The following is an 18,708-nucleotide window of genomic DNA, read 5'->3' as shown; positions in this document are numbered from 1 at the left end:
CTCATTTTTAAAATGAGAGTTTGATCCTGGCTCAGGACGAACGTTGGCGGCGTGCCTAATACATGCAAGTCGAACGAAGTCGCCCAATTAATTCTTAGTGCTTGCACTAAGATGATTTTGGATCCGACTGAGTGGCGAACTGGTGAGTAACACGTGGGTAACCTGCCCAGAAGAAGGGGATAACACCTGGAAACAGATGCTAATACCGTATAACAACAAGAACCACATGGTTCTTGTTTGAAAGCTGGCCTTTGTGCTAGTGCTTCTGGATGGACCCGCGGCGTATTAGCTAGTTGGTGAGATAATAGCTCACCAAGGCGATGATACGTAGCAGACCTGAGAGGGTAATCTGCCACAATGGGACTGAGACACGGCCCATACTCCTACGGGAGGCAGCAGTAGGGAATCTTCCACAATGGACGAAAGTCTGATGGAGCAACGCCGCGTGAGTGAAGAAGGGTTTCGGCTCGTAAAACTCTGTTGTTAGAGAAGAACAGCCGTGAGAGCAACTGCTCACGGTATGACGGTATCTAACCAGAAAGTCACGGCTAACTACGTGCCAGCAGCCGCGGTAATACGTAGGTGGCAAACGTTGTCCGGATTTATTGGGCGTAAAGGGAGCGCAGGCGGTTTATTAAGTCTGATGTGAAAGCCTTCGGCTTAACCGGAGAAGTGCATCGGAAACTGATAAACTTGAGTGCAGAAAAGGATAGTGGAACTTCATGTGTAGCGGTGAAATGCGTAGATATATGAAGGAACACCAGTGGCGAAGGCGGCTATCTGGTCTGTAACTGACGCTGAGGCTCGAAAGCATGGGTAGCAAACAGGATTAGATACCCTGGTAGTCCATGCCGTAAACGATGAATGCTAGGTGTTGGAAGGTTTCCGCCTTTCAGTGCCGCAGCTAACGCATTAAGCATTCCGCCTGGGGAGTACGACCGCAAGGTTGAAACTCAAAGGAATTGACGGGGACCCGCACAAGCGGTGGAGCATGTGGTTTAATTCGATGCTACGCGAAGAACCTTACCAGGACTTGACATCTTCTGCCAATCTAAGAGATTAGACGTTCCCTTCGGGGACAGAATGACAGGTGGTGCATGGTTGTCGTCAGCTCGTGTCGTGAGATGTTGGGTTAAGTCCCGCAACGAGCGCAACCCTTGTCTTTAGTTGCCAGCATTAAGTTGGGCACTCTAGAGAGACTGCCGGTGATAAACCGGAGGAAGGTGGGGATGACGTCAAATCATCATGCCCCTTATGTCCTGGGCTACACACGTGCTACAATGGGCGATACAACGAGTTGCGAAACCGCGAGGTCAAGCTAATCTCTTAAAGTCGTTCTCAGTTCGGATTGCAGTCTGCAACTCGACTGCATGAAGTTGGAATCGCTAGTAATCGTGGATCAGCATGCCACGGTGAATACGTTCCCGGGTCTTGTACACACCGCCCGTCACACCATGAGAGTTTGTAACACCCAAAGTCGGTTGGATAACCTTTTTAGGAGTCCGCCGCCTAAGGTGGGACAGATGATTAGGGTGAAGTCGTAACAAGGTAGCCGTAGGAGAACCTGCGGCTGGATCACCTCCTTTCTAAGGAATAATTCGGAACCTTACATTAATCAAAATCTTGGTCAGTTTTGAGAGTATTTACTCTTAAAATTTTATATTCATAGTATTCGCTTTTTGGGCCTATAGCTCAGCTGGTTTAGAGCGCACGCCTGATAAGCGTGAGGTCGGTGGTTCGAGTCCACTTAGGCCCATACCGAAAAGTCGGTTTTGAATATTATGGGGAATTAGCTCAGCTGGGAGAGCACCTGCTTTGCAAGCAGGGGGTCAGCGGTTCGATCCCGCTATTCTCCATTGACACGTGAGTGTCATTCTTGTTCTTTGAAAACTAGATAATATTATTTTCTGTAATAATTATATTTTTATATATAATTGAACCGAGAAATAACCATTGTGTTATTTTTGAGTTTTTTAATTAGTTTTAATCGCTAAAACTCAAATAATTTATAATCCGTAGGGTTATAGGTTAAGTTAATAAGGGCGCATGGTGAATGCCTTGGTACTAGGAGCCGATGAAGGACGCAACTAACTGCGATAAGCTTCGGGGAGCTGTACGTAAGCTTTGATCCGGAGATTTCCGAATGAGGAAACTCGACCAGTGTTATGACTGGTCACTGCATAGTGAATACATAGCTATGCAGAGGCAGACGTGGGGAACTGAAACATCTAAGTACCCACAGGAATATAAAGAAATTTCGATTCCCTAAGTAGCGGCGAGCGAACGGGGAACAGCCCAAACCGAACCCTTGTGGTTCGGGGTTGTAGGACTGAACATTTGAGTTACAAAAGTATTTGATAGTTGAAGTAGTTGGGAAGCTACACCAAAGAGAGTGATAGTCTCGTAAACGAAATCGAATACCCTCAGTTCAGGATCCTGAGTACGGCGACACACGTGAAACGTCGTCGGAATCTGGGAGGACCATCTCCCAAGGCTAAATACTCCCTAGTGACCGATAGTGAACCAGTACCGTGAGGGAAAGGTGAAAAGCACCCCGGAAGGGGAGTGAAATAGTTCCTGAAACCATGTGCCTACAAGCAGTCAGAGCCCGTTAATGGGTGATGGCGTGCCTCTTGTAGAATGAACCGGCGAGTTACAGTTGCATGCAAGGTTAAGCCGAAAAAGCGGAGCCGTAGCGAAAGCGAGTCTTAATAGGGCGCCATAGTATGTTGCCGTAGACCCGAAACCAGGTGATCTACCCATGTCCAGGATGAAAGTGCGGTAATACGCACCGGAGGTCCGAACCCGTGTACGTTGAAAAGTGCTGGGATGAGGTGTGGGTAGCGGTGAAATTCCAAACGAACTTGGAGATAGCTGGTTCTCTCCGAAATAGCTTTAGGGCTAGCCTCGGAATTAGAATCATGGAGGTAGAGCCACTGTTTGAGCAAGGGGTCCATCTAGGATTACTGAGTTCAGATAAACTCCGAATACCATTGATTTATGTCCGGGAGTCAGACGATGAGTGATAAGATCCATCGTCGAAAGGGGAACAGCCCAGACCGCCAGTTAAGGTCCCTAAATATATGCTAAGTGGAAAAGGAAGTGGAGTTGCATAGACAACTAGGATGTTGGCTCAGAAGCAGCCACCATTTAAAGAGTGCGTAATAGCTCACTAGTCGAGTGATTCTGCGCCGAAAATTTACCGGGGCTAAGCATATTACCGAGACTGCGGACGCAACTATGTTGCGTGATAGGAGAGCGTTCTAAGGGCAATGAAGGTAGACCGTAAGGACTACTGGAGCGCTTAGAAGTGAGAATGCCGGTATGAGTAGCGAAAGATCAGTGAGAATCTGATCCACCGAATGACTAAGGTTTCCTGGGGAAGGCTCGTCCACCCAGGGTTAGTCGGGACCTAAGCCGAGGCTGAGAAGCGTAGGCGATGGATAACAGGTTGAGATTCCTGTACTAGTTAATTATGTTTGAACGATGGAGGGACGCAGTAGGCTAAGATATGCACACGATTGGAAATGTGTGTTCAAATCGTAAGTCAGTTTAAGAGTCAAATGCTTTTAAGCGGGTTGACAAGCGATGATGAGGATCGAAATTTAAGTAGAGAAGTATCTGACGTCACACTGCCGAGAAAAGCTTCTAGTTAGTAATTAATTACCCGTACCGCAAACCGACACAGGTAGTCGAGGAGAGTATCCTCAGGTGAGCGAGAGAACTATCGTTAAGGAACTCGGCAAAATGACCCCGTAACTTCGGAAGAAGGGGTGCTGGCCTCACGGCCAGCCGCAGTGAAAAGACTCAAACGACTGTTTATCAAAAACACAGGTTTATGCAAAATCGTAAGATGAAGTATATGGGCTGACGCCTGCCCGGTGCTGGAAGGTTAAGTGGAAGTGTTAGCTTCGGCGAAGCACCGAAATGAAGCCCCAGTAAACGGCGGCCGTAACTATAACGGTCCTAAGGTAGCGAAATTCCTTGTCGGGTAAGTTCCGACCCGCACGAAAGGCGTAACGATTTGAGTACTGTCTCAACGATAGACTCGGTGAAATTAAGATACCTGTGAAGAAGCAGGTTACCCGCGACAGGACGGAAAGACCCCATGGAGCTTTACTGTAGCTTGATATTGGGTGTTTACATAACTTGTACAGGATAGGTAGGAGCCATAGAAGCCGGGACGCTAGTCTCGGTGGAGGCGTCAGTGGGATACTACCCTTGTTATGTGAACACTCTAACCCTGCGCACTGATCGTGCGCGGAGACAGTGTCTGGTTGGCAGTTTGACTGGGGCGGTCGCCTCCTAAACAGTAACGGAGGCGCTCAAAGGTTTGCTTAGAATGGTTGGAAATCATTCCTAAAGTGTAAAGGCAAAAGCAAGCTTGACTGCGAGACAAACAGGTCGAGCAGGGACGAAAGTCGGACTTAGTGATCCGGTGGTACCATATGGAAGGGCCATCGCTCAACGGATAAAAGCTACCCTGGGGATAACAGGCTTATCTCCCCCAAGAGTTCACATCGACGGGGAGGTTTGGCACCTCGATGTCGGCTCATCGCATCCTGGGGCTGTAGTTGGTCCCAAGGGTTGGGCTGTTCGCCCATTAAAGCGGTACGCGAGCTGGGTTCAGAACGTCGTGAGACAGTTCGGTCCCTATCCGTCGCGGGCGCAGGAAATTTGAGAGGAGCTGTCCCTAGTACGAGAGGACCGGGATGGACATACCGCTGGTGTATCAGTTGCGCCGCCAGGCGCATTGCTGAGTAGCTATGTATGGATGAGATAAACGCTGAAAGCATCTAAGTGTGAAACTCGCCTCAAGATGAGATTTCCCATTCCTATATGGAAGTAAGACTCCTGAAAGATGATCAGGTAGATAGGTTAGAAGTGGAAGCGTAGTGATACGTGAAGCGGACTAATACTAATCAGTCGAGGACTTAACCAAGTAGAATGAAAATACAATGGACATAATCGGAAAGATATGATATTATCTAGTTTTGAGAGAACAATTTTTTCTCAGAAATTAGTGTAGTGACGATAGCCTGAAGGATACACCTGTTCCCATGCCGAACACAGAAGTTAAGCTTCAGCACGCCAAAAGTAGTTGGGGGATCGCCCCCTGCGAGGATAGGACGTTGCTACGCTATCAATGGAAGATTAGCTCAGCTGGGAGAGCATCTGCCTTACAAGCAGGAGGTCACAGGTTCGATCCCTGTATCTTCCATTGAGCCGTTAGCTCAGCCGGTAGAGCATCTGACTTTTAATCAGAGGGTCGGCAGTTCGAACCTGCCACGGCTCATTAAAACTAAATATTTTTAGGCATATAACATGCCGACTTAGCTCAGTTGGCAGAGCACCTGTCTTGTAAACAGGGGGTCGGAGGTTCGAATCCTCTAGTCGGCATTATGCGGAAGTAGTTCAGTGGTAGAACGCCAGCTTGCCATGCTGGAGGTCGCGGGTTCGAATCCCGTCTTCCGCTTTAATGCCGGGGTGGCGGAATTGGCAGACGCACAGGACTTAAAATCCTGCGGTCAGTAATGACCGTACCGGTTCGATCCCGGTCCTCGGCATTTAATATGCACCTATAGCGCAATTGGATAGAGTGTCTGACTACGAATCAGAAGGTTGCAGGTTCGACTCCTGCTAGGTGCATTTTTCGGGAAGTGGCTCAGCTTGGTAGAGCACCTGGTTTGGGACCAGGGGGTCGCAGGTTCGAATCCTGTCTTCCCGATTAGATAATTGTTTATCTTTTGTCTATAGATCGCGGTGTAGCTCAGCTGGCTAGAGCGTCCGGTTCATACCCGGGAGGTCGGGGGTTCGATCCCCTCTGCCGCGATTAGGTCCATGGATCTTTAGCTCAGTTGGTTTAGAGCTGACGGCTCATAACCGTCCGGTCGTAGGTTCGAGTCCTACAAGATCCATAAATTAAACCTTTTGGTTTAATACCTATTGCAATAAATTTTTCATCATGATATAATAGTTTTCGTGTTATGGAGGATTACCCAAGTCTGGCTGAAGGGAACGGTCTTGAAAACCGTCAGGCGAGTCAAATCGCGCGAGAGTTCGAATCTCTCATCCTCCTTTATTATCGCGGGGTAGAGCAGTCTGGCAGCTCGTCGGGCTCATAACCCGGAGGTCGTTGGTTCAAATCCAGCCCCCGCAATTTTGGTCCGTTGGTCCAGTCGGTTTAAGACGCCTGCCTGTCACGCAGGAGATCACGAGTTCGAGTCTCGTACGGACCGCTTTAAATTGGCTCTGTAGCTCAGTTGGTAGAGCAACGGATTGAAGCTCCGTGTGTCGGCAGTTCGATTCTGTCCAGCGCCATTGTTTCAAGTTTATATAGCATATTATTATGCGGGTGTAGTTTAGTGGTAAAACCATAGCCTTCCAAGCTATTGTCGCGAGTTCGATTCTCGTCACCCGCTTTTTTATGGGCCTATAGCTCAGCTGGTTTAGAGCGCACGCCTGATAAGCGTGAGGTCGGTGGTTCGAGTCCACTTAGGCCCACTTCTTGGAGAAGTACTCAAGTGGCTGAAGAGGCGCCCCTGCTAAGGGTGTAGGTCGCGCAAGCGGCGCGAGAGTTCGAATCTCTCCTTCTCCGTTAATTATGGTTCATTATTTTATATGACCCGCTGGTCAAGTGGTTAAGACACTGCCCTTTCACGGCAGTAACATGGGTTCGAATCCCGTGCGGGTCATTTTTAATATTTTTATTATCGCGGGGTAGAGCAGTCTGGCAGCTCGTCGGGCTCATAACCCGGAGGTCGTTGGTTCAAATCCAGCCCCCGCAATTTTGGTCCGTTGGTCCAGTCGGTTTAAGACGCCTGCCTGTCACGCAGGAGATCACGAGTTCGAGTCTCGTACGGACCGTACGAATTAAATATTATCGTAATTTTATCTATTTTAGTTAAATTGCGTTTGTCTCGTCATTTATGATGAGACTTTTTTTATTTATGAATTTATTTTATTCAAATTAAAAAGTGGTATTAACTTTAAAATCGCTAATACCGCTTTAAATTGAATAATTATTTTTCAACTCTTTCATAACCTGAATTATGATAGTTAATACTAAAATCATCCTTGAAATTATTAAATGCCATAAAGTTATTAATTTTATTATCTTTCCATTGAAGAAATGAATATTTATCCTTCCAAAGGGTTAAAAAGATTCTTTTATCAGCATTATCATTGGAAGTCATGTAATAGGCACTGTACATTCCTTCAGGATGATTGATGTCGGTCATAAAATTACTAGCAGTAGCATCAAGAACTTTACGACGTTGAGCATCTGGAGTTACTTCAACGTAATCTATGTAATGATTCCAATCGTCATTTCCAGTATGTGAAACGACATTATAGATAACTGGAGCTGAGAAAACTGATTCTTTTCCAGAGTAGTCAACTAGTTGCAAACTAGTGGCATTAATTGATGGCGAAAATAAGGCTAATTCACGGTCTGGATGATCATTTAAAATTTTATCTAAAACGCTCTGAGAACCGAATGTTACAGAAATTTGTTTAATCATAATTGTTACCCCACTCATTTTATTTACATTAAGTTTAAAATAAAGTACGCTAAGTTAAAAGAAATAAGTATTAGAAGGTGAATATTAATGAAATTAACAGTGTTAGGTTATTATGGTGGGTATCCTTTTCAAAATAAAGGTACCAGTGGTTATTTAATTCAATCTGATGGATTTAATTTACTACTTGATTGTGGGAGTGGTGTATTAATGTCACTTGAAAATCAAATTGATCCATTAAAATTAAATGCTGTTGTTTTATCACACTATCACGCTGATCATATCGCAGATGTGGGTGTTTTGCAATATTATTGGCAATTACACGATGAACGTTATAAAACGTCCATATTGCCAATATATGGGCATACATTAGACAAATTCAACTTTGATAGGTTAGATTGGCCAAACTCAACTAAAAAAGTAGGGTTTGAAGAAAACCAAAGCAAAAAAGTTGGGCCATTCGAATTGTCTTTTATAAAGACTGTTCATCCAGTTCCTGCATTTGCGATTAGAATTAAAGAAATTAGTACCGGTAAGACCATTGTTTATACTGCTGATACCCGTTATTTTGCTGGATTAATCAATTTTACAAAGGATGCTGATCTATTGATTGCAGATACAAACTTTTTCAGTGATAAAACTGGTCCGATTTGGCATATGACCTCGACTGAAGTTGGTCAATTAGCTAAAAATGCAGATGTAAATGAATTAATGATTAGTCATTTGCCCCAATCAAATAAGTTGGATGAGCTAAAAAAACAAACTGAACAAGCTGCTGGGGATAAAATTAAAGTTATTTTACCAACTGTAGGAGAAAGAATTGAAATAAGTTAAGAGGGATAAAATTGAAATACGAAAGATCTAATGAAAATACGATTAAAGTTTGGATTACATCAGGTGATTTAAAAAAGAGAGAAGTTAATATTTTAGATCTTATGAATGATAAAAATAAAGTAGAAAACTTCTTTTATTCAATCCTTGAAGAGGTAGATGATAATCACGATTTTCAAAATAATGATTTAGTATCATTTCAAATCTTACCAGAATCAGATGGTTTTCAAATGATTATTAGCAAGGATAATAATGTCGTTTCCAAATTAGCTGAAAAGAACGTCAAATTTATGTCAGAACAAACAAAAGAAAGATTTGACGAAATCAAAGAAAAAAATCGACCAATTGATGAGTTTGATGAAAAAACAATGACTCGAACTGTTCCAATTTATTTTGAAGATTTTGAAAAAGTGGTTGATGCTACTAATGAATTGCAAAGTAGCCTTGATTTACCTGGAATGCGAAATACGAGCGATTTGTATAAAGATCAAAATAGATATTACTTAGTCCTTAAATTTGTTTTGCTTCCAGATGGAATAAACGTTGGGTATGAAGAGGTTAAAAATCGTTTAGACCTAATTGATAATCATTTGTCATTGTTTTATGAATATGGTCATTTGAGTGAATTTTATGCAGATCAAATTAAAAAGCAAGCTAAGTTGATAACTAAAGATTCAGCAATTACTACAATTAAAAATTATTTTAACTAAAGACTAATTTAGGTTAGTCTTTTTTCGTACCTTTGATAGGGTGATGAAATGTTAATTGCACATTACAAAGAAAAATTAATCAATGCTGAGTTTGCCCAAAAGCAAAAAAAGTATACCTGTCCCATTTGTCATGAGTTAGTAATTCTAAAAAAAGGGCATAAGATGGTTTCTCATTTTGCACATTATGTTTCATCTGACTGTGTTGGTAATGAGGGGGAAACCCAGTTACATCTGAAAGGTAAACAACATTTATTAAAGGATTTAATAAAAGAATATCCTAAAATTAAATTAGAAATTTATTTGAATGATTTGAAACAAAGACCTGATTTATTGACTGGAAACTTGGCTTTTGAATATCAATGTAGCCCAATTAGTAATCGGAGGCTAAAGGAACGAGTTATTGGTTATCAATCTCGAAAAATTAATTCAATTTGGATTTTAGGGATGGATTATTTTAAGAAGAATTTGCATGCTTATTCAGTTTTAAGATTTATCCGCTATCAAAAATGCGTTGGATTTTATTTATTATTTTTAGATGCTTCTCAACATCAATATTGTTTGAAATATCAAATTTATCAAATTGGTAATCAAATACAATGCAAATTGAAAATATTTGATAACTATCAAATGTTAATAAAATTTATGAAAACTCCACAGCAAAACACCTATTTGCAGCCTAATTTAATTAAACTTACGCAGTCTATTGAGACTAAAGTTCGGTGGCAGGATACTACAATGACAAAATTGCAAAAAAGATGCTATGAAAATGGTCACTTATTGACTGGGTGTCCATTAATTGTTTATTATCCGATTCAAAATTCACCGATTTTAAATCGAAATTGGTTAGAGTGGAAAATTGAAATTATTTTATATTTAGAAAATAAACAAGAGTGCAAATTGTCAGATTTATATCAACTAGTTAATCATGAGAAATTTTTATTTATTAAGATTAAAAATCCAACGTTAAGCTTTTTAAAATTATTAGCAAAACAACAATATGTGAAAATTGAGGGAGAAAACATAAAATTGAGTCAAAATTTCATTTGGTATCGAGATACTTATGATAAAATTGGTGCAATCAAAAAATTGGAAAAGAGGCATTATTATGACAGTTAAAAGTATCCCCAATCGTGATCAGGTTCCTGAAAACTTAACCTGGGATTTAACCCCTATTTTTTCAGATAATCAAGCATTCCTTGCTGAGTTAGATTCTGTTAAAGAAGTGACTAAAACAATTAATCAATTATCTGGTATTATGAGCAATAGTGCAGATGATTTATTAAATGTAGTTAAAAAAGTTTTGAATTTAAATCGTCGTTACGAAAACGTATATGTATATTCACATCTTAGCAATGACGTGGATACTTCCAATAACGATGCTCAGGCTAGAATGGAACAAGTTGAAGCCCTAGGAACAAAATTAAGTGAAGCAACAGCTTGGTTTGATCCGGAAATTATTAATCTTGGCAAAGCCAAAATAGATAATTTCATTTCCAAGCAACCTAAATTAAGCGAATATGATCGTCTATTTAAGATGATTTTGAAAGATGAAGGTCATGTTCTAAGTGTTGAAGCTGAAAAATTATTGTCAGGTGCTTCTAATATTTTTAACGCGCCTGAAAAAATATTCAGTATGATGGATAGTGCTGATTTTGTTTTTCCAGAAGTAAAAGATGATCAAGGAAACTTAGTACGCTTATCAAACGGATTATATAGTCTCTTACTTCAATCAACCAACCAAAATACCAGAAAAGAAGCCTTTCAAAAGTTCTATACAGTGTTTAATCAGTTTAAACATACTTTAGCAGCAACTTTGTCATCTGAAGTTGCAGTAAATAATTATCAAGCCCAAGCACATCACTTTAGTAGTGCACGGGAACAAGCTATGCATGAAAATGAAATTCCAGAAAGCGTTTTTGATACTTTAGTTAAAACGGTAAATGACAATTTACCTTTATTGCATCGATATGTATCTTTGCGTAAAAAGATTCTAAATTTATCTGAAATGCATATGTATGATATGTATGTGCCTCTCGCAAAAGACCCAGATGTTAAATATACGTTTGCTGAATCAAAAAAGATTATGTTACAAGCACTTCAAATTATGGGACCAGACTATGTAAAACATGTTCAAGAAGAACTAGACAATCGCTGGATTGATGTAGTTGAAAATAAAGGCAAACGGACTGGTGCATATTCATCTGGAGTTTATGATACCAATCCATACATTTTGTTGAACTGGCAAGATAATCTTGATAATTTATATACTTTAATTCATGAAACTGGACATAGTATGCACAGTTTTTATTCTAGTCATAATCAACCATATCAATATGGAAATTATTCAATTTTTGTTGCTGAAATTGCCTCGACAACTAACGAAAATATTCTTACCGACTATTTATTAGCTAACACGAATGATTCAGAAATGAAGAAATACATTCTTAGTCAATATTTAGAAGGTTTCAAGGGAACTATTTTCCGTCAAACACAATTTGCTGAATTTGAGAATTGGATTCACGAACAGGGAAGATTAGGAAAATCATTAACTGCGGATGTAATGAGTAAAAAGTACAAAGAAATTAATGAAAAATATTATGGTGATGAGATTGTTTCGGATCCAGAAATTGCAATTGAATGGTCAAGAATTCCACATTTCTATTATGATTTTTATGTATATCAGTACGCAACTGGGTTTGGTGCAGCTTCAACTTTAGCTGAAAAAATCAGTTCTGGTAATCAGAATTCAATTGATGCTTACTTAAATTATTTAAAATCTGGGAGTTCAGATACACCAATTAATATTATGAAGCGTGCAGGGGTAGATATGACTAATAGTCAATATTTAGAAGCTGCATTTGCCAAATTTTCACAACGCATGGATGAATTAGAAAGCTTAATTTAAAAATTATTTTTGAATTACAAAAATCCCGGTAATAATCACTTAATTGTGATTATTACCGGGATTTTGTTTTTTATGTAATTACTGTTTTTATAAAACTCGCAAATTTGGTAATGTTTTTAAATTATAAAATGAGTTACGATTTACAACATCACTGAATAATTCTTTTAATTGAGAATTATTGATTTTTTCAACTAGTACTCCATGCTCACTAGAATTACAATCAAACATTACTAAACTATCATGATTAGTAATGCCCATTTCTTGCACTAATCTTTGATCAGAACTTACATTTTCTTTAACCATTGAAGAGAGCCGATCTTCTTTAAACATATCTAAGTCTAAATTAACAGCTAAAGCGGCATGGTAAGCTAATTCGTCGTTATAATTTCTTTTTTTAACTAAGGTTAATTCTTGAATTAATTGTAAAAACTGACGACCCTTTTTGCACCCTTGGTAAAGTGCAGCTTTATAATCAATCGTCATTTGATAAGAGTCAATATGAAGTAGATTGGCTTCATTGATAGAGCCGAGACTGATAAAGGGAATAAATCTAAGACAAACCTTACAATTAAGTTTTTCAGTAACCTTCGTTACTTCTCGTTCAGAATCCAAACATTTTAAACAAGCTGGGTGAACGAATAAGTAAACTTCAAACATCAATTATTCCTCCTTATCATAAGTATTATAAGTTTCATGCATAATATAGATTAACAAATTATTAGATAATTTCAAAGAATTAGCATGCATTTTCTTAAAATAACGTATTATTATATATGATATGATTAATATTATATAATATTAGCCGAAATGAGGTGTGTTTATGATTAAAGATTGGAATCTGTTTTTATTTCCATATAATCAAGCCGCGAAAGAATGGAAAATAAAATTAAGAGGAATTCGCGAAGAGTTTCAATTAATGGATGAACATTCACCAATTGAATTTGTAACCAGTCGAATTAAAGCAATTGATAGTATTAAAGAGAAAATGGTGCGTCGTAACATTGAGCCAGAACGCCTAACAGAGGATATGGAAGATATCTGTGGACTCCGAATTATGTGTCCATTTCTGGATGATATTTATACCGTGGTCGATATTTTAAGAAAACGAAATGATATTGATATCTTAGAAGAACGAGATTACGTTAATAATGAAAAGAAAAGTGGTTATCGTTCTTATCATATTGTTTTTAAATATCCGATTGAATTATTAGATGGACAACATAATATTTTAGTTGAAATTCAAATTAGAACATTAGCAATGAATTTTTGGGCAACACTTGAACATTCATTAAATTACAAACATCCTGATGTATTTCCAGAAAATGTGCATAAACGACTTCAAGAAGCATCTGAAACAGCATTCGAACTTGATGAAGAAATGTCAGAGATTAGAAAAGAATTAATAAAGGATGCTAAACGGCATCAACAAGAGGGTAAAAAGAATGAGAATTGCAATTTACGGAAATGATAAACCAACATCAAGTAAAGTAGCATCTGAGTTATCAAAACTCGTGAATGATTCTAAAATTTTAGAATTGGATGAACTCAACCCAGAAGTGGTTATTTCAGTTGGTGGAGATGGGACTTTACTATCTGCTTTTCACCATTATGATGATATGACGGAAAAAGTTCGATTTGTTGGAATCCATACTGGACACCTTGGATTTTATACTGATTGGCGCGATAATGAAGTCCAACAATTAGTTGAAAGTCTTGAACACGATAACGGTCAGAGTGTCAGTTATCCTTTGTTAGATATTGAGGTTAATTATTCAGACGAAGGCAAACCAGACTATATGGTAGCCTTAAACGAATCAACGATTAAAAAAATGTTTGGTACGATGGTTGCTAAGGTCTATATCAAGGACTATTTATTTGAAAGTTTTCGTGGTGATGGTCTTTGTATTTCAACGCCTACTGGGTCAACTGCCTACAACAAATCAGTTGGTGGTGCAATTATTTCACCAAAATTTAATGCGGTTCAAATGGCTGAGATGGCTTCAATTAATAATCGGGTTTTTCGAACAATTGGATCACCAATTATTATTCCCCCCACTGAATCAATTACGATTGTCCCACAAGTTTCACTTCACAATGTTCTGACTTGTGATCAACTTTTGGTTATGGATCGACCAATTAAATCAATTACTTACAAGATTTCCAAACGGCGAATTTACTTTGCTAAATATCGGCATACACATTTCTGGGAAAGAGTAAATAATTCATTTATTGGTGATAATTTAAATGATTAGTTTTAAATGGACTAATGAGAATATTAATCGCTTAAAGTTGCGGACTTTTTTGCTAAACAAAGGAGTTACCCGGACCTTATTAAAACGAATTAAATTTCATGGTGGGCAAACTTTAGTTAATGGTGAAAATGTATACACTAATCACATGTTGGAAGATGGTGATCAGATAGAAATTATTTTACCTCCAGAACCACAAAATGAGATTCTCAATGTTTCTAATTTGCCAATCGATATTTTATTTGAAAATGATAATTATTTAATTGTTAATAAACCAGTGAATGTGGCTACTGTTCCATCACATCTTTATCCAAATGACACAATGGTAAATCGAGTTTTAGGATATTATTTGCGTAAAGATTATCCAAGTCGAAAAATTCACGTAGTCAATCGATTAGATCGAGGAACTAGTGGGCCGGTTATTTTTGCTAAAAATAGTTTGGCCCACTCCATTCTAGACAAAGAATTCAAAAATCATCGAATTAAAAAGAGCTACATTGCAGGCTTGGTTGGAAGAATTCCTTATCAACATGCCAGCATTAAATTACCAATTGGGCGCAAGCCAGATTCATTTTTAGAACGAATGGTTATTGATGGCGGAAAAGTTTCTGATACGGAATTTTGGAAGTATAAAACTAATGATCAATATTCCTTAGTTAAAATAAGACTCCATACGGGAAGAACTCATCAAATTCGCGTCCATTTTGCTACCATTGGTTATCCGTTAATTGGGGATTGGCTATATGGAAAGGAAACTGATGTGTTAGATCATCAAGCCCTACACAGCTACCAATTAGAATTTTGGGATGCTTTAGATGGAATCGAGATTAAAGTCAAAGCTCCAATCCCAAGCTATTTTAATGATCTAATAAAAAATGAGTGATTAGAAATTAATTTCTAATCACTCATTTTTTTATTTTTGGTTAATGCAAATAAATGGTTTAAATTCTGCTTCAACTTCGGCTAAATCTTTGGCCCCTTTAGTTAAAGGTATTAAGCGAAGAGAATTTTCTTTTAGCAAGTGCTGGTTTAGTGCACTTAAATTTTGATTAGCTACAATTCCAGTGAAATTATGGTCAATCAACCACGCAATGCTTTTATCCCAATCTTTTTCGTCAATGTCAGCGAAAGCAGGAGAAAAGAACATTTCCATTCCGTCTGATGCGCCAATTAAAATATCCATGGCTTCTTCATCAATTTTGTGGTCAGCGGTTGTTGCACCAATAATCACACCGTCTACACCAAGTTCCTGGCATTGAAATAAATCATCTTCCATTAATTTTATTTCAGAATCGTTAAATATGCTACTTGTGCAGTTAGCATTTACAAAAACATCTAAACTTACTTGGTGTTCATGAGTGTAAGTGACTGAAGCGGCAATTAAACCCCGACTAGGTGTCATTTTTTTATTTGCTAAAGCAATTCGTACTTTAGTTTGTTTTGTAGCAGTTGGAACATCACGAAAACAATCTACTAATGGTTCAATATAAGTCATTTGAATCCCTCCAATAAGTTCATTATACTGATTTTTGTACTATAATTCAGAGATTGTAAAATTTAAATTTAAGCAACATGGTATAATTAAGTGTTAAAGTTTACCAAAACAAAAGAATTGGAGAAACAAGATGACAAATCATATCGCTTTATTTGAACCCCTTATGCCCGCTAATACAGGTAATATTGCTAGAACGTGTGCGGGGACTGATACTGTTTTAGATTTAATTAAGCCCTTAGGGTTTACCATTGATGACAAACATTTAAAACGTGCTGGTCTAGATTATTGGGATAAAGTAGAAATTAATTATCATGAGAGCTTACCAGAATTTTTAGAGACCGTTGAAAATAAGCAAAACTTATTTTTAGTTTCAAAATTTGGAAAATTTAATTATACAGATCATGATTATTCTGATGTTAAAGAAGATAGATATTTCTTATTTGGTAAAGAAACTACTGGTCTTCCAGAGAAATTTGAACAAAAATATGCTCAACAAGCAATTCGAATTCCACAAGACGATTCACATATCCGAGCACTCAATCTTTCTAATAGTGCAGCAATTGTGATTTATGAAGCATTACGTCAACAAAATTTTGCGGGGCTCAATAAAGTTCATAATTATGAACACGATAAACTATCTGAATTTAAAAAGTAAGGAGAATTTTTTTGGCGACTAGAAGAAAAACAAAGAGAAAACCAAGAAGTAGAAAAAAGAAAAAAGAAGGTTTTTTTCATCGCTCATTTAAATTTTTATTAGAAAATAAAGTCAATTTTATTGGATTAATTTTGGGTTTAATTGGTGCATTAGCGTTCTTTAATTTCGGCTTAATTGGGAATTTGTTTGCTAATTTAATTAGAATTCCATTTGGGAATGCGTATCGGTTAATTTGGGTTTTATTAGCGATTGTTGGTGGGTTTCTATTTGTTGAGCGTCCTTTGCCTAAAATTAAAGATCATTTTATTTGGGGTGTCCTTGTTGGATTAGTGGGTTATCTTTTGTTTGCATCAGCTATGATGTTTAATATTTTAGGACAAAAGTATCAGTTCATTAATATCACTTGGCAAACCATTATGGACGATTTTTCTCGTAGTACAACGATTACCAATGTTGGTGGGGGTATGATTGGTGCAGGATTATTACAGCTTTTTGATACTTTAATCTCGTTTCCTGGTGCTGTTGGTTTATCGATTTTATTAATGTTAACTGGTACGATTGTATTCTTTAAAATTCCGGTTGGAACTTGGGCAAAATCAATTATTAATATCTCAAAAAAATGGATTGCTGCAATTAATGCTAAAAACCAACGTCGAAAACTACAAAAGCAAGTTACTAATCAAAGTAAATCTACTAACAAAATTGGTAAAACAATTCAACCAACTTTTAATGATGAAAAAGATTCTGAAAAAATTCAATCTGATGAAGAAAATAGGAGCGAAATTAAGCCGCATCCTAACAAAGTGGAAAAAAGTAAACCAAGTATCAACATGGCTAGCGAAAATCAAACTAATACAAAAGGTTTTCAAAGACAGATTCAAGCAAGTGATGGTGATTATGAGTTACCTTCAACTGATTTATTAGCACAAATTCCACAAACTGATCAAACTAAAGAAATCAAAGCAATTGATAAAAATATGGAAATTTTGCAAAAAACTTTGAAGAGTTTTGGTGTTGATGCTGAAGTTAAAAATGTAAGCTTAGGTCCGTCAGTTACAGAATACGAATTACACCCAGCAATTGGGGTAAAAGTTAGTAAAATTGTTAATTTGAGCGATGATTTAGCCCTTGCATTAGCAGCTAAAGATATTCGAATTGAAGCTCCCATTCCAGGAAAATCGTTAATTGGAATTGAAGTTCCTAATCGTGAAATATCAATGGTTTCTTTCCGTGATACGTTTGAATCACAAGATAAAAAAGGCATGGAAAAAGTTTTAAGTGTTCCACTAGGAAAAGATGTTAATGGAAATGTTATTTCTTGTGATATTACTAAAATGCCTCATTTATTAATTGCTGGTTCAACTGGAAGTGGTAAATCAGTTGCAATAAATGGAATTTTAACGAGTATTTTGCTTAAAGCAACCCCTAATCAAGTTAAATTAATGTTGATTGACCCTAAAAAGGTAGAACTAGGAGTTTATAACGGGATTCCACACTTACTTTCACCAGTTGTTTCGGAACCAAAGAAGGCAGCTCGTGCGTTAAACAAAGTTGTGGAAGAAATGGAAAAACGTTATGAATTATTTGCTAAAACTGGTCAACGAAAAATTGATACTTATAATGAATTTGTAAAAGAAGAAAATGCAAAAAATGGAACAGATATTCCTACATTACCCTATATAGTTGTTGTAGTTGATGAATTAGCTGATTTAATGATGACAGTTTCTAATGAAGTTGAAACAGCTATTATTCGTTTGGCACAAATGGGACGAGCAGCTGGTGTTCACATGATTTTAGCAACACAACGTCCGTCAGTTGATGTTATTACTGGTTTAATTAAAGCTAATGTTCCATCTAGAATTGCCTTTGCTGTTTCGAGCGGGACAGATTCAAGAACTATTCTTGATTCAAATGGTGCTGAAAAATTACTTGGTCGGGGTGATATGCTTTTTGAACCAATTGATCAAAATAAACCAACCAGAATTCAAGGATCTTTTATTTCAGATCAAGATGTCGAAAATGTAGTCGATTTTGTTAAGTCAGAAGGTGAACCAGACTACGACGATAATATGGTAGTAACAGATGCTGAAATGAAACAAGAAGAAAATGACGAAGAAAAAGATGAACTTTTTGATGAGGCGCTGGATTTTGTGATTGATGAACATAAGGCCAGCACGTCTATGTTACAAAGACGTTTTAGAATTGGTTATAATCGTGCGGCACGGATTATTGATGATATGTACAATCGAGGTTATATTGGTGAACAACGAGGTAGTACACCGCGTCCAGTCTATAAGCAGAAATCTAAAAGTGATTCCTAATAAAAAAGACTGGGGCATAAAC

12 protein-coding genes, 21 tRNA genes and 3 rRNA genes are annotated in these 18,708 nt (G+C 37.9%); 33 read left to right on the top strand and 3 right to left on the bottom strand.

Going from position 1 to position 18,708, the window contains the following annotated elements; all coding sequences use genetic code 11:
* The first annotated feature begins 8 nt into the window (after nucleotides 1-8).
* The 24 genes from PY770_RS05475 (at nucleotide 9) to PY770_RS05360 (ending at nucleotide 6,867) form a co-directional block, all read left to right on the top strand.
* Nucleotides 9-1,586 (top strand): 16S ribosomal RNA (locus PY770_RS05475).
* Between the two features lie 95 nt (nucleotides 1,587-1,681).
* Nucleotides 1,682-1,756 (top strand) — tRNA-Ile (locus PY770_RS05470).
* A gap of 27 nt (nucleotides 1,757-1,783) precedes the next feature.
* Nucleotides 1,784-1,856 (top strand) — tRNA-Ala (locus PY770_RS05465).
* Between the two features lie 170 nt (nucleotides 1,857-2,026).
* A 23S ribosomal RNA gene (locus tag PY770_RS05460) occupies nucleotides 2,027-4,942 on the top strand.
* Nucleotides 4,943-5,024: 82 nt separating this feature from the next.
* Nucleotides 5,025-5,141, top strand: a 5S ribosomal RNA gene (gene rrf, locus PY770_RS05455).
* The 16S, 23S and 5S rRNA genes sit together here with 21 tRNA genes alongside, the layout of an rRNA operon.
* 7 nt (nucleotides 5,142-5,148) lie before the next feature.
* Nucleotides 5,149-5,221, top strand: a tRNA-Val gene (locus PY770_RS05450).
* A gap of 2 nt (nucleotides 5,222-5,223) precedes the next feature.
* Nucleotides 5,224-5,296 (top strand) — tRNA-Lys (locus PY770_RS05445).
* Between the two features lie 31 nt (nucleotides 5,297-5,327).
* Nucleotides 5,328-5,400, top strand: a tRNA-Thr gene (locus PY770_RS05440).
* 4 nt (nucleotides 5,401-5,404) lie between these two features.
* Nucleotides 5,405-5,476: transfer RNA gene (locus PY770_RS05435), tRNA-Gly, on the top strand.
* 5 nt (nucleotides 5,477-5,481) lie between these two features.
* A tRNA-Leu gene (locus PY770_RS05430) sits at nucleotides 5,482-5,567 on the top strand.
* 8 nt (nucleotides 5,568-5,575) lie between these two features.
* Nucleotides 5,576-5,649, top strand: a tRNA-Arg gene (locus tag PY770_RS05425).
* A 5-nt stretch (nucleotides 5,650-5,654) separates the two neighbouring features.
* Nucleotides 5,655-5,728, top strand: a tRNA-Pro gene (locus tag PY770_RS05420).
* A gap of 31 nt (nucleotides 5,729-5,759) precedes the next feature.
* Nucleotides 5,760-5,833: transfer RNA gene (locus PY770_RS05415), tRNA-Met, on the top strand.
* Nucleotides 5,834-5,843: 10 nt separating this feature from the next.
* Nucleotides 5,844-5,918, top strand: a tRNA-Ile gene (locus tag PY770_RS05410).
* 71 nt (nucleotides 5,919-5,989) lie between these two features.
* Nucleotides 5,990-6,079: transfer RNA gene (locus tag PY770_RS05405), tRNA-Ser, on the top strand.
* A gap of 7 nt (nucleotides 6,080-6,086) precedes the next feature.
* Nucleotides 6,087-6,160: transfer RNA gene (locus tag PY770_RS05400), tRNA-Met, on the top strand.
* 4 nt (nucleotides 6,161-6,164) lie between these two features.
* A tRNA-Asp gene (locus tag PY770_RS05395) sits at nucleotides 6,165-6,239 on the top strand.
* A 9-nt stretch (nucleotides 6,240-6,248) separates the two neighbouring features.
* A tRNA-Phe gene (locus tag PY770_RS05390) sits at nucleotides 6,249-6,321 on the top strand.
* Nucleotides 6,322-6,351: 30 nt separating this feature from the next.
* Nucleotides 6,352-6,422: transfer RNA gene (locus PY770_RS05385), tRNA-Gly, on the top strand.
* A 7-nt stretch (nucleotides 6,423-6,429) separates the two neighbouring features.
* Nucleotides 6,430-6,504: transfer RNA gene (locus PY770_RS05380), tRNA-Ile, on the top strand.
* Between the two features lie 6 nt (nucleotides 6,505-6,510).
* Nucleotides 6,511-6,598, top strand: a tRNA-Ser gene (locus PY770_RS05375).
* Nucleotides 6,599-6,623: 25 nt separating this feature from the next.
* Nucleotides 6,624-6,695: transfer RNA gene (locus tag PY770_RS05370), tRNA-Glu, on the top strand.
* Between the two features lie 19 nt (nucleotides 6,696-6,714).
* Nucleotides 6,715-6,788 (top strand) — tRNA-Met (locus PY770_RS05365).
* Nucleotides 6,789-6,792: 4 nt separating this feature from the next.
* Nucleotides 6,793-6,867: transfer RNA gene (locus PY770_RS05360), tRNA-Asp, on the top strand.
* A gap of 155 nt (nucleotides 6,868-7,022) precedes the next feature.
* Here PY770_RS05360 and PY770_RS05355 read toward each other — a convergent pair.
* Nucleotides 7,023-7,523 (bottom strand): hypothetical protein, encoded by a 501-nt coding sequence (locus tag PY770_RS05355; RefSeq protein ID WP_103428399.1) that lies wholly within the window; start codon nucleotides 7,521-7,523, stop codon nucleotides 7,023-7,025.
* An 87-nt stretch (nucleotides 7,524-7,610) separates the two neighbouring features.
* Here PY770_RS05355 and PY770_RS05350 point away from each other — a divergent pair, with 87 nt between their 5' ends.
* The 4 genes from PY770_RS05350 to pepF are packed head-to-tail and all read left to right on the top strand — an operon-like array spanning nucleotide 7,611 to nucleotide 11,966.
* The gene (locus tag PY770_RS05350) at nucleotides 7,611-8,354 is read left to right on the top strand and encodes an MBL fold metallo-hydrolase (protein ID WP_056957560.1); all 744 of its coding nucleotides are present in this window, start codon (nucleotides 7,611-7,613) and stop codon (nucleotides 8,352-8,354) included.
* Between the two features lie 11 nt (nucleotides 8,355-8,365).
* Nucleotides 8,366-9,061: an adaptor protein MecA gene (locus tag PY770_RS05345; RefSeq protein WP_163600964.1), complete on the top strand. Its 696-nt coding sequence runs from the start codon at nucleotides 8,366-8,368 to the stop codon at nucleotides 9,059-9,061.
* Nucleotides 9,062-9,109: 48 nt separating this feature from the next.
* Entirely contained in the window at nucleotides 9,110-10,177 is a 1,068-nt protein-coding gene (locus tag PY770_RS05340) for a competence protein CoiA (RefSeq protein ID WP_103428401.1), read from the top strand.
* Nucleotides 10,167-11,966, top strand: a complete 1,800-nt coding sequence (gene pepF / locus PY770_RS05335; RefSeq protein WP_163600965.1) for an oligoendopeptidase F — start codon at nucleotides 10,167-10,169, stop codon at nucleotides 11,964-11,966. Before PY770_RS05340 ends, pepF begins: the two co-directional genes overlap by 11 nt.
* An 87-nt stretch (nucleotides 11,967-12,053) precedes the next feature.
* Here the strand turns inward: pepF and PY770_RS05330 are convergent, their stop codons facing one another.
* A complete protein-coding gene (locus PY770_RS05330) occupies nucleotides 12,054-12,623 on the bottom strand; it encodes a DsbA family protein (RefSeq protein WP_103428402.1) in 570 nt (189 codons plus the stop codon).
* A 163-nt stretch (nucleotides 12,624-12,786) separates the two neighbouring features.
* Here PY770_RS05330 and PY770_RS05325 point away from each other — a divergent pair, with 163 nt between their 5' ends.
* From PY770_RS05325 to PY770_RS05315, 3 genes are read left to right on the top strand one after another with little or no spacing between them, the layout of a single operon-like run.
* Nucleotides 12,787-13,434 (top strand): GTP pyrophosphokinase, encoded by a 648-nt coding sequence (locus PY770_RS05325; RefSeq protein WP_014082282.1) that lies wholly within the window; start codon nucleotides 12,787-12,789, stop codon nucleotides 13,432-13,434.
* Nucleotides 13,409-14,218, top strand: a complete 810-nt coding sequence (locus PY770_RS05320; RefSeq protein WP_163600966.1) for an NAD kinase — start codon at nucleotides 13,409-13,411, stop codon at nucleotides 14,216-14,218. The genes PY770_RS05325 and PY770_RS05320 overlap by 26 nt, the downstream gene beginning before the upstream one ends.
* On the top strand, nucleotides 14,211-15,098 hold the full coding sequence (locus tag PY770_RS05315) for an RluA family pseudouridine synthase (protein WP_163600967.1): 888 nt from the start codon (nucleotides 14,211-14,213) through the stop codon (nucleotides 15,096-15,098). The genes PY770_RS05320 and PY770_RS05315 overlap by 8 nt, the downstream gene beginning before the upstream one ends.
* 30 nt (nucleotides 15,099-15,128) lie before the next feature.
* Here the strand turns inward: PY770_RS05315 and PY770_RS05310 are convergent, their stop codons facing one another.
* Nucleotides 15,129-15,710 (bottom strand): copper homeostasis protein CutC, encoded by a 582-nt coding sequence (locus PY770_RS05310; RefSeq protein ID WP_049777614.1) that lies wholly within the window; start codon nucleotides 15,708-15,710, stop codon nucleotides 15,129-15,131.
* Between the two features lie 130 nt (nucleotides 15,711-15,840).
* Between PY770_RS05310 and trmL the strand changes: the two genes are divergently transcribed.
* Nucleotides 15,841-16,365: a tRNA (uridine(34)/cytosine(34)/5-carboxymethylaminomethyluridine(34)-2'-O)-methyltransferase TrmL gene (trmL, locus tag PY770_RS05305; protein ID WP_014082279.1), complete on the top strand. Its 525-nt coding sequence runs from the start codon at nucleotides 15,841-15,843 to the stop codon at nucleotides 16,363-16,365.
* Between the two features lie 11 nt (nucleotides 16,366-16,376).
* Nucleotides 16,377-18,686, top strand: a complete 2,310-nt coding sequence (locus PY770_RS05300; RefSeq protein WP_103428406.1) for a DNA translocase FtsK — start codon at nucleotides 16,377-16,379, stop codon at nucleotides 18,684-18,686.
* Nucleotides 18,687-18,708 lie beyond the last annotated feature (22 nt).

The organism is Fructilactobacillus sanfranciscensis, from assembly GCF_029023685.1.
GTDB lineage: Bacteria > Bacillota > Bacilli > Lactobacillales > Lactobacillaceae > Fructilactobacillus > Fructilactobacillus sanfranciscensis.
Note: the sequence above shows the minus strand (reverse complement) of the source record. Positions and strands in the feature narration are given on the sequence as shown.